This is a genomic window from Salmonella sp. HY31 (assembly GCF_042604575.1).
Classification (GTDB): domain Bacteria; phylum Pseudomonadota; class Gammaproteobacteria; order Enterobacterales; family Enterobacteriaceae; genus Salmonella; species Salmonella diarizonae.
Window position 1 is genome coordinate 705,167 of the sequence record NZ_CP170479.1, and the last position, 16,104, is coordinate 721,270.

The 16,104-nt window shown below is 48.0% G+C and carries 10 protein-coding genes and 3 pseudogenes; 11 read left to right on the forward strand and 2 right to left on the reverse strand.

Features of this window, described 5'->3' with window-relative positions; genetic code table 11:
- Positions 1 to 79 precede the first annotated feature (79 nt).
- Genes tamA through ACE15A_RS03305 form a run of 3 tightly spaced genes read left to right on the forward strand, consistent with a single transcriptional unit; the run spans position 80 to position 5,936 of the window.
- Positions 80 to 1,813 carry an autotransporter assembly complex protein TamA gene (tamA, locus tag ACE15A_RS03295; protein WP_053507674.1) on the forward strand — a complete coding sequence of 578 codons (1,734 nt, stop codon included), beginning with the start codon at positions 80 to 82 and terminating at the stop codon, positions 1,811 to 1,813.
- Complete coding sequence (tamB, locus tag ACE15A_RS03300; RefSeq protein ID WP_053507673.1) at positions 1,810 to 5,589, forward strand: autotransporter assembly complex protein TamB; 3,780 nt, start codon at positions 1,810 to 1,812, stop codon at positions 5,587 to 5,589. The genes tamA and tamB overlap by 4 nt, the downstream gene beginning before the upstream one ends.
- Before the next feature lie 2 nt (positions 5,590 to 5,591).
- Positions 5,592 to 5,936: a gamma-glutamylcyclotransferase gene (locus ACE15A_RS03305; protein ID WP_053507672.1), complete on the forward strand. Its 345-nt coding sequence runs from the start codon at positions 5,592 to 5,594 to the stop codon at positions 5,934 to 5,936.
- Positions 5,937 to 6,082: 146 nt separating this feature from the next.
- On the opposite strand, the gene ppa is transcribed toward ACE15A_RS03305, so the two are convergent.
- Positions 6,083 to 6,613: an inorganic diphosphatase gene (ppa, locus tag ACE15A_RS03310; protein ID WP_000055079.1), complete on the reverse strand. Its 531-nt coding sequence runs from the start codon at positions 6,611 to 6,613 to the stop codon at positions 6,083 to 6,085.
- Between the two features lie 306 nt (positions 6,614 to 6,919).
- On the opposite strand from ppa, the pseudogene ACE15A_RS03315 reads away from it, so the two are divergent.
- The 3 pseudogenes from ACE15A_RS03315 to ACE15A_RS03325 form a co-directional block, all read left to right on the forward strand.
- Positions 6,920 to 7,258, forward strand: a pseudogene (locus ACE15A_RS03315) (substrate-binding domain-containing protein); the annotation flags it as partial.
- Positions 7,258 to 7,643 (forward strand): annotated as a pseudogene (locus ACE15A_RS03320) (sugar ABC transporter permease YjfF); the annotation flags it as partial. The pseudogenes ACE15A_RS03315 and ACE15A_RS03320, both read left to right, overlap by 1 nt.
- A gap of 66 nt (positions 7,644 to 7,709) precedes the next feature.
- Positions 7,710 to 8,821 (forward strand): annotated as a pseudogene (locus ACE15A_RS03325) (methyl-accepting chemotaxis protein).
- Positions 8,822 to 8,918: 97 nt separating this feature from the next.
- On the opposite strand, the gene fbp reads toward ACE15A_RS03325, so the two are convergent.
- Positions 8,919 to 9,917, reverse strand: a complete 999-nt coding sequence (fbp, locus tag ACE15A_RS03330) for a class 1 fructose-bisphosphatase (RefSeq protein ID WP_023248641.1) — start codon at positions 9,915 to 9,917, stop codon at positions 8,919 to 8,921.
- A gap of 174 nt (positions 9,918 to 10,091) precedes the next feature.
- Here fbp and mpl point away from each other — a divergent pair, with 174 nt between their 5' ends.
- The 5 genes from mpl (at position 10,092) to ACE15A_RS03355 (ending at position 16,094) form a co-directional block, all read left to right on the forward strand.
- Positions 10,092 to 11,459, forward strand: a complete 1,368-nt coding sequence (gene mpl, locus ACE15A_RS03335; protein ID WP_053507671.1) for a UDP-N-acetylmuramate:L-alanyl-gamma-D-glutamyl-meso-diaminopimelate ligase — start codon at positions 10,092 to 10,094, stop codon at positions 11,457 to 11,459.
- Between the two features lie 250 nt (positions 11,460 to 11,709).
- A complete protein-coding gene (locus tag ACE15A_RS03340) occupies positions 11,710 to 12,261 on the forward strand; it encodes a hypothetical protein (RefSeq protein WP_023248639.1) in 552 nt (183 codons plus the stop codon).
- A complete protein-coding gene (locus tag ACE15A_RS03345; protein WP_053507669.1) occupies positions 12,258 to 13,511 on the forward strand; it encodes a hypothetical protein in 1,254 nt (417 codons plus the stop codon). The genes ACE15A_RS03340 and ACE15A_RS03345 overlap by 4 nt, the downstream gene beginning before the upstream one ends.
- Positions 13,511 to 14,830 carry a TolC family protein gene (locus ACE15A_RS03350; protein WP_023248637.1) on the forward strand — a complete coding sequence of 440 codons (1,320 nt, stop codon included), beginning with the start codon at positions 13,511 to 13,513 and terminating at the stop codon, positions 14,828 to 14,830. Before ACE15A_RS03345 ends, ACE15A_RS03350 begins: the two co-directional genes overlap by 1 nt.
- Positions 14,817 to 16,094 carry an HlyD family type I secretion periplasmic adaptor subunit gene (locus ACE15A_RS03355; protein ID WP_072158619.1) on the forward strand — a complete coding sequence of 426 codons (1,278 nt, stop codon included), beginning with the start codon at positions 14,817 to 14,819 and terminating at the stop codon, positions 16,092 to 16,094. The genes ACE15A_RS03350 and ACE15A_RS03355 overlap by 14 nt, the downstream gene beginning before the upstream one ends.
- Positions 16,095 to 16,104 lie beyond the last annotated feature (10 nt).

The window sequence follows — 16,104 nt, forward strand, 5'->3', positions numbered from 1 at the left end:
TTGTTGATTTTATGTTAAGCCGCGGAGCGGTAGTGTGATTTTTTCCAGGGGTGGGAATAGGGGATATTCAGGAGAAAATGTGCCACATATCCGTCAGTTATGTTGGGTTAGCTTACTGTGCCTGAGCAGTTCTGCGGTAGCCGCAAATGTTCGTCTGAAAGTCGAAGGGCTATCCGGAGAACTGGAAAAAAACGTTCGCGCACAGCTCTCTACGATTCAAAGCGACGAGGTGACGCCGGATCGGCGCTTTCGCGCTCGAGTTGATGATGCGATTCGCGAAGGGCTTAAAGCGTTAGGCTATTACGAACCCACTATCAATTTCGACTTGCTTCCGCCGCCTGCGAAAGGACGGCAGGTATTAATCGCCAAAGTTACGCCCGGCCAGCCGGTGCTGATTGGCGGTACAGAAGTCATTTTACGCGGCGGCGCGCGTACGGACAAAGATTATCTGGCCTTACTGAAAACGCGTCCGGCAATCGGTACGGTGCTGAACCAGGGAGACTATGACAATTTTAAAAAGTCGTTAACCAGCGTGTCGCTACGTAAAGGCTATTTCGACAGCGAATTCGTTAAAAGCCAGTTGGGAATTGCTCTGGGCCGTCATCAGGCGTTTTGGGATATTGATTATGATAGCGGTGAGCGCTATCGCTTCGGACATGTCACCTTCGAAGGTTCGCAGATTCGTGATGAATATTTACAAAATCTGTTGCCGTTTAAAGAGGGCGATGAGTACGAGTCGAAAGATTTGGCGGAACTAAACCGCCGACTTTCCGCTACCGGATGGTTTAATTCTGTCGTCGTGGCGCCGGAATTTGAGAAATCCCGTAAAACAAAAATTCTGCCGTTAAAAGGCGTGGTATCGCCGCGAACCGAAAACACGATTGAAACCGGGGTGGGGTACTCCACCGACGTCGGGCCGCGCGTGAAAGCGTCGTGGAAAAAGCCGTGGATGAACTCTTACGGTCATAGTCTGACCACCAGCACCAGTATTTCTGCGCCGGAACAGGTGCTGGATTTTAGTTATAAAATGCCGCTGCTGAAAAATCCGCTGGAGCAATACTATCTGGTACAAGGCGGTTTTAAACGTACCGATTTGAATGATACGGAGCAGGATTCGACCACGCTTGCCGTTTCGCGTTACTGGGACCTTTCCAGCGGCTGGCAGCGGGCGATTAACCTGCGCTGGAGTTTCGACCACTTTACCCAGGGGAACGTCACCAATACCACCATGCTGTTCTACCCGGGTGTGATGATCAGCCGAACCCGCTCGCGAGGGGGGCTGATGCCAACCTGGGGCGATTCGCAGCGCTACTCGGTAGACTATTCGAATACGGCCTGGGGTTCCGACGTGGATTTCTCCGTGCTACAGGCGCAAAACGTCTGGATTCGGACTTTGTACGATCGCCACCGTTTTGTGATGCGCGCCAATTTGGGCTGGATAGAAACCGGTGACTTCGACAAAGTTCCGCCGGATTTGCGTTTCTTCGCCGGGGGCGATCGCAGTATTCGCGGCTATAAATACAAATCTATTTCGCCTAAAGACAGCGACGGCAATCTTAAAGGTGCCTCAAAACTGGCAACCGGATCGCTGGAGTACCAGTATAACGTCACCGGCAAATGGTGGGGGGCGGTATTTGTCGATAGCGGCGAGGCGGTGAGTGATATTCGCCGTAGCGATTTCAAAACCGGGACCGGGGTCGGCGTGCGCTGGGCGTCGCCGGTTGGGCCTGTCAAACTCGATTTTGCCATACCGCTCGGCGACAAAGACGAACACGGTTTACAGTTTTATATCGGTCTGGGGCCTGAATTATGAGTTTATGGAAGAAAATAAGCCTCGGGGTGTTGATTTTCATTGTGCTGTTACTGGCGAGCGTCGCGTTTCTGGTCGGGACGACGACGGGGCTGCATCTGGTGTTCAGTGCGGCGAACCGCTGGGTGCCGGGGCTGGAAATTGGGCAGGCCACCGGTGGCTGGCGGGATTTATCATTGAAAAATATCCGCTATGAGCAGCCGGGCGTCGCGGTACATGCGGGCGAAATTCATCTGGCCGTCGGGCTTGGTTGCCTGTGGCACAGTAGCCTGTGCGTCAATGATCTGGCGCTAAAAGACATTAATGTCGCTATCGACAGCAAAAAAATGCCGCCTTCCGCACCGGCGCAAGAAGAGGAAGAAAGCGGACCGCTGAACCTCTCCACGCCCTGGCCCATCACACTGTCGCGCGTGGCGCTGAATAACATCAATATCAAGATTGATGGCACTACCGTTTCGGTGCTGGATTTTACCTCCGGGCTGACATGGCAGGAGAAAAACCTGACCCTGAAACCGACGCGGCTTCAGGGGTTGCTGATTGCGCTGCCGAAGGTCGCCGACGTGGCGCAGGAAGAGGTGGTTGAACCTAAAATCGAGAAACCTCAACCAGATGAAAAGCCGCTTGGCGAAACGCTAAAAGATCTGTTTGCAAAACCGGTAATGCCGGAGATGACCGATGTTCACCTGCCGCTCAATCTGAATATCGAGTCATTTCGCGGCGAGCAGCTACGCGTTACCGGCGATACCGATCTCACGGTGCGCACGATGCTGCTTAAAGTCAGCAGTATCGACGGTAATATGAAGCTGGATACTCTGGATATCGACGCCAACCAGGGCACGGTGAAAGCCTCCGGTACGGCGCAGCTCGCCAATAACTGGCCGGTCGATATTACGCTCAACAGTACGCTGAATATCGATCCGCTAAAGGGTGAAAAGATAAAACTTAAGGTCGGCGGCGCGCTACGCGAACAACTGGAGGTTAGGGTGAACCTTTCCGGGCCGATGGATGTCGCGCTTCGCGCCCAGACGCGGCTGGCGGAGGCCGGTTTACCGCTCAATCTTGAAGTCGTCAGCCAACGTATTGCCTGGCCGTTCACGGGCGATACCCAATTTCAGGCTGACGATCTGAAGCTCAAACTGAGCGGTAAGATGACCGACTATACGTTGTCGATGCGAACCGCCATGAAAGGACAAGATATTCCGCCTGCGACCATCACGCTGGATGCCAAAGGGAATGAGCGGCAGATTAATCTTGATAAACTTACCGTCGCCGCTCTGGAAGGCAAAACTGAACTGAAAGCGCTGGTAGACTGGCAGCAGGCGATTAGCTGGCGTGGTGAACTGACGCTGAATGGCATCAATACCGCCAAAGAGATCCCGGACTGGCCCGCGAAGCTTAACGGCGTAATGAAAACCAAAGGCAGTCTCTACGGCGGTACCTGGCAGATGGATGTTCCGGAGCTCAAGCTGACCGGCAATGTGAAGCAGAACAACGTTAACGTCAACGGGACGCTAAAGGGCAACAGCTACATGCAGTGGACGATCCCGGGGCTGCACCTTGCGCTGGGCCCAAACAGCGCCGATGTAAAAGGCGAGCTTGGCGTTAAGGAGCTGAATCTTGATGCCACCATCGATGCGCCAGGGCTGGATAATGCGCTGCCAGGGCTGGGCGGCACCGCAAAAGGTATCGTTAAAGTCCGCGGTACGGTAGAAGCGCCGCAGTTGCTGGCGGATATCACCGCCCGCGGTCTGCGTTGGCAGGCGTTGTCTATCGCCCAGGCGCGCATCGAGGGCGATATTAAATCCACCGATCAGATAGCGGGCCATCTCAACGTTCGCGTAGAGCGGATTTCGCAGCCCGATGTTAACATCAATCTGGTGACGCTTGACGCCAAAGGCAGCGAGAAGCAGCATCAGCTACAGCTCCGCGTTCAGGGAGAGCCGGTATCCGGCCAACTCTCTCTGAGTGGCAGTTTCGATCGCGATGCGGCGCGCTGGAAAGGGACGTTAAGCGACACCCGCTTCCAGACGCCAGTGGGGCCATGGTCGTTGACCCGCGCGATTGCGCTGGACTACCGCAATAAAGAACAGAAAATCAGTATCGGGCCACATTGTTGGCTGAACCCGAACGCCGAGCTGTGCATACCGCAAACCATTGATGCGGGCGCCGCAGGACGAGCGGTGGTCAATCTCAACCGCTTTGATCTGGCGATGCTGAAGCCATTTATGCCTGATACCACTCAGGCCAGCGGGATCTTTAGCGGGAAAGCGGACGTGTCGTGGGACACCACCAAAGAGGGATTGCCGCAGGGGAAGGTCACGCTTTCCGGTCGTAACGTGAAGGTTACGCAGACCGTCAATGACGCGCCGTTACCGGTCGCGTTTGAGACGCTGAACCTCAACGCCGATCTGCACAATAATCGCGCCGAGCTGGGATGGCTGATTCGCCTGACGAACAATGGTCAATTCGATGGCCAGGTGCAGGTAACCGATCCTCAGGGGCGGCGCAATCTCGGCGGTAACGTCAACATGCGCAATATCAATCTGGCGATGGTCAACCCTATCTTTTCGCGTGGCGAAAAAGCGGCGGGAATGTTAAACGCCAGACTACGCCTGGGCGGTGATGTGCAAAGCCCGCAGTTGTTTGGTCAGTTGCAGCTTAGCGCGCTGGATATTGACGGTAATTTTATGCCGTTTGAGATGCAGCCGAGCCAGTTCACCATGAACTTTAGCGGTACGCGTTCGACGCTCGCCGGTATCGTGCGAACGCAACAAGGGCAAATTAACCTGAACGGCAACGCCGACTGGAGTCAGATTGACAACTGGCGCGCGCGGGTGACGGCGAAAGGCAGTCGGGTGCGGATTACCGTTCCGCCGATGGTGCGCCTGGATGTCTCGCCGGATGTGGTCTTTGACGCGACGCCCTCACTGTTCACGTTGGATGGTCGTGTGGACGTTCCGTGGGCGCGAATTGTGGTGCATGACCTACCGGAGAGCGCGGTCGGCGTCTCCAGCGATGTGGTTATGCTCAACAATAACCTGCAACCAGAAACGCCGCAGACAGCGTCTATTCCCATCAACAGTAATCTGACGGTACACGTCGGCAACAACGTGCGCATCGACGCCTTCGGGCTTAAAGCGCGTTTGACCGGCGATTTGAAAGTTGCGCAGGATAAGCAGGGGCTGGGGCTGAATGGTCAAATCAATATTCCTGACGGCCGATTCCGCGCCTACGGCCAGGACCTGCTTGTCCGTAAAGGCGAGCTGCTGTTCTCCGGCCCGCCGGATCAGCCGCTGCTTAATATCGAAGCGATCCGTAACCCTGACGCCACCGAAGACGATGTCATTGCGGGCGTGCGCGTCACAGGCACTGCTGATGAACCCAAGGCGGAAATCTTCTCCGATCCAGCGATGCCGCAGGCTGAAGCGCTTTCTTATCTGCTGCGTGGGCAGGGGTTGGACAGCAATCAGAGCGATAGCGCGGCAATGACCTCCATGCTTATTGGCCTGGGGGTTGCGCAAAGTGGTCAGGTTGTGGGTAAAATCGGAGAGACATTTGGCGTAAGTAATTTGGCGCTGGACACGCAAGGGGTGGGCGATTCGTCTCAGGTCGTGGTCAGCGGCTATGTACTGCCGGGTCTACAGGTGAAGTATGGTGTAGGGATATTTGACTCTCTGGCGACGCTCACGTTACGTTATCGCCTGATGCCTAAGCTATATCTGGAAGCAGTGTCTGGCGTAGATCAGGCACTTGATTTGCTCTATCAGTTTGAGTTTTAGCAATGCGAATATTTGTCTATGGCAGTTTACGACAGAAACAAGGCAACAGTCACTGGATGACCAATGCCCAATTGCTTGGCGATTACCGTATCGATAACTACCAGTTGTATAGTCTGGGCCACTATCCAGGCGCTGTTCCGGGAAACGGATCGGTACACGGCGAAGTTTATCGAATTGATAACGCCACGCTGGCCGAACTTGATGCTTTGCGCACCAGGGGCGGTGAATACGCACGCCAGTTAATCCTGACACCGTACGGCAGCGCATGGATGTATGTATACCAACGTCCTGTGGATGGATTAACTCTGATTGAAAGCGGTGACTGGTTAGACAGAAACCAGCCCTGAACTGAACACGCCACCCTCGGGTGGCGTTGTTTTTTTACATCCAGGCTGATGGCGCTAACGCTTATCAGGCCTACGCTATCCGGCAGGTATAAAAAAACCCTGACGCGCCGATAACTGGCGCTCAGGGTTCTTCCGCAACCAAAGACTTATTTCTTCGCTGCGCGCTCGAAGGAGGCAACGATTTCCGCTTTAGCCGCTTCGGCGTTGTCCCATCCGTCCACTTTCACCCATTTGCCTTTTTCGAGATCTTTATAGTGCTCGAAGAAGTGAGTGATCTGCGCTTTCAGCAGTTCCGGCAGGTCGTTCACATCTTTAATGTGATCGTACTCTTTGCTCAGTTTGGTGTGTGGTACGGCAACCAGTTTCGCATCTTCACCGGATTCGTCGGTCATTTTCAGTACGCCAACCGGACGGCAACGGATGACGGCGCCTGGCTGCAGCGGGTACGGCGTCGGGACCAGAACGTCTACCGGGTCGCCGTCCAGAGACAGGGTATGGTTGATGTAGCCGTAGTTGCACGGATAGAACATCGCGGTGGACATGAAGCGGTCAACGAACAGCGCGCCGCTCTCTTTGTCAACTTCGTATTTGATCGGATCTGCGTTAGCCGGGATCTCAATAACGACGTAGATATCTTCCGGCAGTTCTTTACCCGCCGGGACGTTGAGTAAGCTCATGTCTGTTTCCTTTGAATTTATGACAAACAAGTGGCGAGTATTATAGCCAACTCACGCCGAAAGTCTTCGCTTGTTTTTGTTTTCACTTCTCTTCACGCGTGCGTTGCTTGTCATTTTTATGACAAGAAAGTCCATAAGTTTAGCCGCTTTTTTAATAGGAAAATGGGAATAAATATAAACATTTAATTAACATTGCATTTGCTTTTTTGAGGTGTGATGTAGCGCAATTTGTTACATGGGTGATTGTCTATGGTTTTTCCCGCGATGGTTTTTTCGCCAATACAATTCCCCTACGAGGATGCCCTTATGTGGAAGCGCTTACTTTTAGTGACAACAGTTTCGGCAGCCATGCCGTCTATGGCGTTCGCCGCTCCCTTAACCATAGGATTTTCGCAAGTTGGATCGGAATCCGGCTGGCGCACTGCGGAAACGAATGTGGCGAAAAGCGAGGCTGAAAAACGCGGCATTACGCTGAAGATCGCCGACGGTCAGCAAAAGCAGGAAAATCAGATCAAAGCAGTACGTTTTTTTGTGGCCCAGGGCGTAGATGCGATCTTCATTGCACCGATAGTGGCGACTGTCTGGGAGCCGGTACTCAAAGAGGCTAAGGATGCGGAGATCCCGGTTTTTCTACTCGATCGTTCTCGGCGAATTTGATGGGAATCTCCATGCGAAGCGTCATGATTCGTATTTATATGTTGTCGACCGGTTTAGCGACGCTGCCGGGATCGTATTTTCCATTTATACCCAGGCGGGCGTCGGGGTGGAACTGGACGCCATTACGTCGGTGGTGATCGGCGGCACGCTGCTGAGCGGCGGGGTAGGTACGGTACTGGGGACGTTATTTGGCGTCGCTATCCAGGGGCTGATTCAGACCTATATTAACTTTGACGGTACGCTAAGTTCCTGGTGGACAAAAATCGCTATCGGCGTTCTGTTATTTATTTTTATCGCGCTACAGCGAGGATTAACGGTACTGTGGGAGCATCGCCAGAGTTCGCCGGTGAGGCGTATAACCGACAATAGCTAAACTTTTTTCGGTTGTAGTCGATAGGTTTTGTTAAGCCAAATTCAACTCTACAACTGGAATATAACAATGCCAAAAATCCTTTCTATTCGAGCCAGCTTGCTGGCGTTATTGTCTTCTCTGACGCTGCTTTTATTGCTAACGGGGAGTATGGGACTCTATGCTTCAGCGCGTGTTATCACCTCCTGGCATACTATGGCGTGATGAGCGCCGCAACGTTGGTTGCGCTGGGCCTGTTATGGGTGATGTGGCTGATGCTGCGTAATAAGTTGCTGTATCCGTTGGATAACGTAGTGGAACAGCTAGAGCGGTTGGCGACCGGCGATTTAACGCCTGTTGACTATCAACCTGCCTGCGTCGAGTTTAACCGCCTTAATACCGCGATGGCGGATATGCGCGCCGCGCTGAGCAATTCCGTGAGGCGCGTGCGTGATGCCAGTTCACAGATTGACATCGGTAGCCGGGAATTAACGGCAGGTAATGTTCATCTTGCTACGCGAACCGAGTCGACCGCGACATCGCTCGAACAGACTGCTGCCAGCATGGAAGAATTGACGGCAACGGTGAAGCAGAATGCGGAAAACGCGGAACAAGCACATCAACTGGCGAAAACCGTGTCTGATACCGCCGATCGCGGCAGCGAAATGGTGTGCTACGTTATCGAAAAAATGCGCGATATATCAGGGAGTTCTAATCGCATCGCCGATATTCTCAGTGTGATTGACGGCATTGCTTTTCAGACTAACATCCTGGCGCTGAATGCGTCAGTAGAAGCGGCGCGCGCAGGTGAACAAGGGCGCGGCTTTGCCGTGGTTGCCGGAGAGGTTCGTCATTTAGCCAGCCGTAGCGCCGAGGCGGCAAAAGAGATTCGCACGTTGATTAGTGATTCGCAAACACAGGTGGGCGAAGGAAGCGAGCTGGCGCAGCAGGCTGGCGAAACCATGGATGAAATTGCGACCGAAGTTTTACGCATGACTAAATTGATGCGCGAAATCGCTAATGCGTCCCGCGAGCAGAGCCGGGGTATTGAGCAGGTCAATATTGCCGTCAGCCAGATGGATGAAACGGCGCAGCAGAACGCAGCGTTGGTACAACAATCATCCGCCGCAACGCGCTCTCTGGAGGAACAATCGCACGTATTAGTGGAGGCTGTTGCCACGTTTAAACTGCAAACGGCGTAACCACAAATTGTAGGCCGGATAAGGCGAAGCCGCCATCCGGCAATCGGCAACGCCACGCTTTTTCTCCGGCCTACATGCGGACCTTTGCCCGAACGGATTACGCGTCCGGGAATTCCCGGATAAAGCGTTCCACATCTTCAACCATATGGCGATTACCGACGAAGAATGAGCGGCGCTGGTGCAGGCTTTCCGGGATGATATCCAGAATACGCTCTTTACCATCGCTCGCTTTGCCGCCGGCCTGTTCCGCGAGGAACGCCATCGGGTTGCACTCATACAGTAGACGCAGTTTTCCCTGCGGGTGGCTGGCGGTGCTCGGGTAGAGATAGATGCCGCCTTTTAGCAGGTTGCGGTGAAAATCGGCCACCAGAGAGCCAATGTAACGCGAGGTATAAGGGCGGCTTGTTGAACTATCCTCTTCCTGGCAGAATTTGATGTACTTCTTCACGCCATTCGGGAACTTAATGTAGTTGCCTTCGTTAATAGAGTAGGTTTTACCCTTTTCCGGAAAACGCATACGTTCCTGGCACAGACAGAACACGCCCAGCGACGGATCGTAGGTGAAAGCGTGTACGCCGCAGCCAGTGGTGTAAACCAGCATGGTGGAAGAGCCATACACGACATATCCCGCTGCGACCTGCTTGTTGCCGGGTTGCAGGAAATCTTCTTCGGTGACCGGCGTGCCAACGGGCGTCACGCGACGATAAATTGAGAAAATCGTACCGACAGAGACGTTAACGTCGATGTTAGAAGAGCCATCCAGAGGGTCCATCAGCACTACATATTTCGCGTGTTCGCAGCCTTCAAAGACGACGATTTCGTCCTCTTCTTCCGATGCGATGCCCGCTACAATATCGCGCGCTTTTAGTGCAGCTTTCAGTTTCTCGTTCGCGAACAGATCGAGTTTCTGCTGAACTTCGCCCTGTACGTTCTCAGCACCGCTGGCACCCAGGATATCGACCAGACCGGCCTTGTTGATATCGCGGTGGATGATCTTGGCGCCCAATTTTATTGCCGACAGCAAAGCAGTGAGCTCACCGGTAGCCTGAGAGAACTCGTGCTGCTTTTCGACAATAAATTCACCTAACGTTTTCATAACACTTTCCCTGCAATTGATTGGAGTAAAGCGACCGTAACAATCTTAACAAACATTTCAGATGATGCGCTCAGGTGAATCGCGCCAGCAAAGTACAGATTTACCTGAAATGCGTTTCTCACTTGCCAGACATGTGCGTAAAATGTCTCGCAGATAAAAAAAGGATAGTGACGTATGCGCATTCATATTTTGGGAATTTGTGGCACTTTCATGGGTGGACTGGCGATGCTGGCTCGCTCGCTTGGTCATGAAGTAACGGGGTCGGACGCCAATGTGTATCCGCCGATGAGTACTTTACTTGAGAAGCAAGGGATTGATCTGATTCAGGGTTATGACGCCAGCCAGCTCGATCCTCAGCCGGATCTGGTGATTATCGGCAATGCGATGACGCGCGGGAATCCGTGCGTGGAAGCGGTACTGGAAAAAAACATTCCCTTTATGTCTGGTCCACAGTGGCTGCACGATTTTGTGTTGCGCGATCGCTGGGTACTGGCGGTCGCCGGTACTCACGGTAAAACCACGACCGCAGGCATGGCGACCTGGATACTGGAATCGTGCGGGTACAAGCCGGGATTCGTTATCGGCGGCGTACCGGGCAACTTTGAGGTTTCCGCGCGGCTGGGCGAAAGTCCGTTCTTTGTTATCGAAGCGGATGAGTACGACTGCGCGTTCTTTGATAAACGTTCTAAATTTGTGCATTACTGCCCGCGTACGTTGATCCTCAATAATCTTGAGTTTGATCATGCCGACATCTTCGACGATCTGAAAGCGATCCAGAAGCAGTTCCATCATCTGGTGCGCATTGTGCCAGGGCAGGGACGGATCATTTGGCCCGAAAACGATATCAATCTAAAACAAACCATGGCGCTGGGCTGCTGGAGCGAGCAGGAGCTGGTGGGCGAGCAGGGGCACTGGCAGGCGAAGAAGCTGACTACCGATGCTTCCGAGTGGGAAGTGTGGCTGGACGGCGAAAAAGTCGGCGATGTGAAATGGGGACTGGTGGGCGAGCACAATATGCATAATGGGCTGATGGCGATTGCCGCCGCGCGCCACGTGGGCGTCGCGCCCGCTGAAGCGGCCAGCGCGCTGGGGTCATTTATTAACGCCCGCCGCCGCCTGGAACTGCGCGGGGAAGCTTACGGCGTAACGGTCTATGACGATTTCGCCCATCACCCGACGGCGATTCTGGCAACGCTGGCGGCCTTACGCGGTAAAGTCGGCGGTACGGCGCGTATCATTGCGGTGCTTGAGCCGCGTTCTAACACCATGAAGATGGGGTTATGCAAGGATGACCTGGCGCCGTCGTTAGGGCGTGCGGATGAAGTTTTCCTGCTTCAACCGCCGCATATTCCGTGGCAGGTTTCGGAAGTGGCGGACGCCTGCGTACAGCCTGCTCACTGGAATGGCGATGTCGATACTCTGGCGGATATGGTAGTGAAAACTGCACAGCCTGGCGATCATATTCTGGTGATGAGCAATGGAGGTTTCGGCGGCATCCATCAGAAATTGTTGGATGGCCTGGCGAATAAGGCATTGTTGTAACAATATTACGCACTATAAAGTGATCTTTATAGTGCGTAATATTATTTAATATACCTTTTAAGTTGATCTCTTAATATATTTTAAATATCGTCACCATTCATAATCCTAGTGAATGCACCCCTTCTAAACATCCCATTCTTATATTAATTTATTCTGAAAATGATACTTCAAGCTTCTGCATTCCTTGAACATATAAGTCCCACAATGGATGATAGTGCTATTAATTTTACTCTAACGCAAGGTCATTTTTATGGAAGAAAGCAACCCATGGCCAACATTTGTTGATGCATTTTCGACAGTATTAAGTATCTTTATTTTTCTGACGCTTCTATTCATATTGAATAGTATGGTCGTAATGTATGAGAGTTCACAAAAAGTTTATGCTCAGTTTAAAGCTGAAGTGCAGCAAAACAGCCAGTCTGAAACTGTAAGCGTTGAAAATAAAAAAGAATATAGCGTCTCAAAGGATGGTGTTTTTATTAAGGACGCAACTAATCACTCATCTTTAATTTTTAGTAAAGATAAAGTCATTATTAGTTATGATCCCAATAAGTGGCAGATATCAGAAAATGAACTAAAGCAGATAGTTGACTGGATTGGTAGTGAAGATCATGTCAGCATTGTGGCGACAAACGGCAATAACTTGCCTGTATCTGATGAAATTAAAATTGCCTATGAGAGAGCTGTCTTGCTGGCAAAATCTCTTGAAATTAATAAACATGAATTGAAGCTTTCAATTGAAGTGGCACCAGGCTCAAATAGCAGTAATGGACAAATAATAATCTACAAGGGAACGAAATGATTTCAATAAAGAATAAATTCAGCATACTTATAATTCCAATTTTATCTTTGGTCGTTGCATTAATTCCCGCTATGTTTTTATTTTCTCCTTATCTAAGAGGATATATATTCTCAACATACAGAGCGAGTGCTATATTCAATACTGCAATTCTTACTATTTATAGCATTGGTGCTTTTGTTAGTTTCTACTCGATAGTTGAAGTTGGACGTGCCAGATTTATTTTAAGTAGTGGGGATGGAGATAAAAACTGTCGATTGATCTCTAATCTTAATAAGGTTTTTTATTCCGCTGAATACCCCAATGCAGGTTCATTGATATCAAGTGCCAATGAAAGCGCCTTTAAGACAAAAACGCAAAGGTTGTCATTGATTCACACTTGTATGAATACATCAACCATGATGGGGCTGCTTGGCACGTTTTTTGGTTTGTCTGTAACGGTTGCATCTGTTGTTGTCTTATTAGACAAATCAGGCCTTGGAGGTGGGGGCGGAAACAGTAGCGAGATATTAGATGTTATCGTTAATATCATGAAATCCCTTTCTGCCCCACTTCGTGGGATGAATATTGCTTTTGTGGCTTCTATTTATGGCGTAGTTAGTGCCATCCTCTTAGGCGTACAGACAATTATGTGTCGGAGCGCCTACAATTCACTTTTTTATTGTTTAAGAGAGATGTCAATTGAATACCTTAAGAGAAATGATGAGCAAATAGATTTAAATAATAACAAAGTTAATACAGGCAGAATTATTGCAAAGGGTATTAATAGTATTCTTGAACAGGTAATTAATCTAAATAACACAACTGATAAACAATATAATATTACTGCTGAGGTATTGTCTGGGATTGATATGAATATGTCCCGTATCAACTCTTGCCTTTCAAGTATTAATGATGTTTTGGTAATTTTGAGTCAGGAACAGGTTATCCTTAAGTCTGGTATTGATTCTGCAAAAAAAATGATTAGCGAAGGTATTTGTTTGCAGATGAAAAATCACCAGGAATATAGCAATAAATGCAATGATATCCTCAAAGGAAATTTATCGATAGCGGCAGAAATAGAAAGTATTAGTGGGCAACAAGAAAAAAACCATCTTGAACACCTTGACATGCTAAAAGAAAATGCAACTGAAAATAAAATGTATGCAGATATTCTCTTAAAAGAAATGGAGTCAAGTCATTCAACATTTTATCCTTTGTTTGAAAAATTAGTAGAAATGCATAAAGCTTTAACAAGTAAGGTTACTAAATAATGTCAACATCTAAAGTTAATTATGCATTATTTGCTTTTGCATCGCTTTTCTCAATGCCATCGTTTTCTTCAGGGCAAAATATCTATGCGCTATCAACTTTGATTAAGGATGGGATTACTTCATCAAGTTCTGTGGCCTCAGCAAAATGGGGTTCTGAAGCAAAAAGAGAAGATATTAATATCGCAAAGTCATCATTATATCCGACATTAGATATGACATCAGAGGTTGCTCGTGCATATGAGAAAGGCTCTACGCGCACCACTGAAGACAATGTAAAAAATCAGATCATGCTAAATTATCGCATACTTGATTTTGGTGTAAGAGATCAGTTAATCGATGAGAGTAATAATGAATGGAGTTCTGCAAATTATATATATCTGGATCGTGAGAGTGAAATTGCAGGGAAAGTGACGAAAAGTTTCTTAACCGTGAATAAACAAAAAGAACTACTGGATATTATCCAAAATGAATTGAGCTACTATCATGACCGCTTGCATGATTTTGAATATCTCGTGAAATCTGGCGAGTCGACCGAGTCAGATCTAAAAAAAATACAGGCTTCAATTGATTCATTAAATGTCCAAAAGATAAATGTTAACGAAAAGCTTGATGATGAACTTAATACGCTAAATATATATACTAATGATCGGATATCCAGAAATAATCTGACTAGTGTACCATCGGCAATTAGTAAATACAGGTTTAATATGGATGGTGAAGCATTTTTATCACTTATATTGAAGCAGAATTCTAAAGTTCTTAGTGCAGATAAAAAAATTGATGCTGCAAAAGCAGAGTATATAGCATCAAAAGATAAATTCTTTCCAACAGTGGACTTCCAGGCTGGCTATACAGACAACACACCATCAAATGATTCTGATATTGATGACTATAAAGATGAATTTCGAGTTGGAGTAAAAGTTGGCTGGAATATTTTTAATGGGTTTAAAGATGTTTCTGATGCTAACAAAAGACGCGATATGTTGAATAAGACTCTCGCAGACCGGGATGATTTACTTAAAGAAGTTACGCTGAAAATAAAATCTAATGCCGCGCAGTATCGATCTGGTATTGAATCTTTAAAATTGGCAAATCAATCATGTCGCAATGCCCGAGATTTGACATCTCTTTATGAGCAGGAGTTTAAAATTGGTCAAAAATCCTTACTTGATCTGGTCACTAGCCGTAGTGAACTCTTTCGCGCATGCTCAGAAATTATTGAAAGCCAATATCAGGTATACACAGCCAATTTGGACCAAATGTTATTAGGCGATATGCTAATAAAAACTATTAATGAAAATGAAAATGTATACCGTTGATGTAGACTCCATACACTCAGTTCGTATAATGCAGTGGCTTATTGTCTTTCTGCTTATTTTGTTGGGCATTTCTTCCTCGGCTGAAATTAATGCGGTTGTTCACGGGGAAGGTAATGTTGTTAACCGTTCAAACTCTCAGGTAGTTTCACTGAGTAAGGGGGGCGTAATTGCGGATTTATACTGCCATGAAGGCGATTATGTTCATAAAGGACAAGAACTGGCAAAGATAATTAACCACGATATAGATAAGGATTTCGAACAAAAGAAAGTTAAAGCGAAGCAACTTCAGAAAAAGATCAATGATCTTTCATATTTTATTTCAAATAATTTAAATGTAATTGATTATTTTAATTATGCAAATGTTGACGATCCTGAAATAATTAGTAATTCGAAGACTATCAATGATCAAATACAGTCAAAGCAAAGTGAAAGTAAAGGTGCTGAAAGTGAAATTCATGGTCTTGAGGAAGAAGTAAAAAATAAAAAAGAAGAATATAACCTGAGCGCTAAAGAAATAAACATCATTGAACCATTGGTGAAAAAAGGTATAAGTCCACTAAGTAATTTATTAGTTAAAAAACAAAGTGCTGTTCGTCTTCAATCTGAGATTTCAGAAATAAATAATCAAATTGTTAGTAAAAATAACTTTATTGATCTTAAAGGTAACGAGATCTCGACCATCAGGCAAGACTATTTACACTCAATTCAAAAAAAACTACAAGATAGTGAAAATGATTTGTCAATCTTGAATGCTGAGCTAAAAATTATCGGTTTACAACGTTCTGAGAATATTGTTCACTCCCCTGTTGAAGGCGTTATATATAATGTAAATAAAAATGCGATGACTATTGGTGGGGTTATTTCACCGACAGAAATGTTATTCGAGATTAAACCTGTTGATAAGCATATCAGGGCTGAGGTGAAAATTAATCCGAAGTACCGCGATCAAATTTTTGTTGGTGAAAAAACAACAATTTCAATCGAGTCAATTGTAAACTCCAGGCGTCAACCATATCCGGCAATAATTGAAAGTATTAGCCCTGATATTATTGAATCTAAGGATAATACCGGGTTGAAAGAATATTATAAAGTTATGGTTGAGTTTTATGTTTCCGACAGTGCTTTATCAAATATTAAACCGGGAATGATCGTTGATGCAAATATTATAACTGGTAAGCATACGATTCTTGATTATCTTATGTCACCTATTGCTAAAACATTTAAAGGGGCGCTCTCAGAGCCGTTACCTTCTGACCATCGATAAGGAGTTTTAT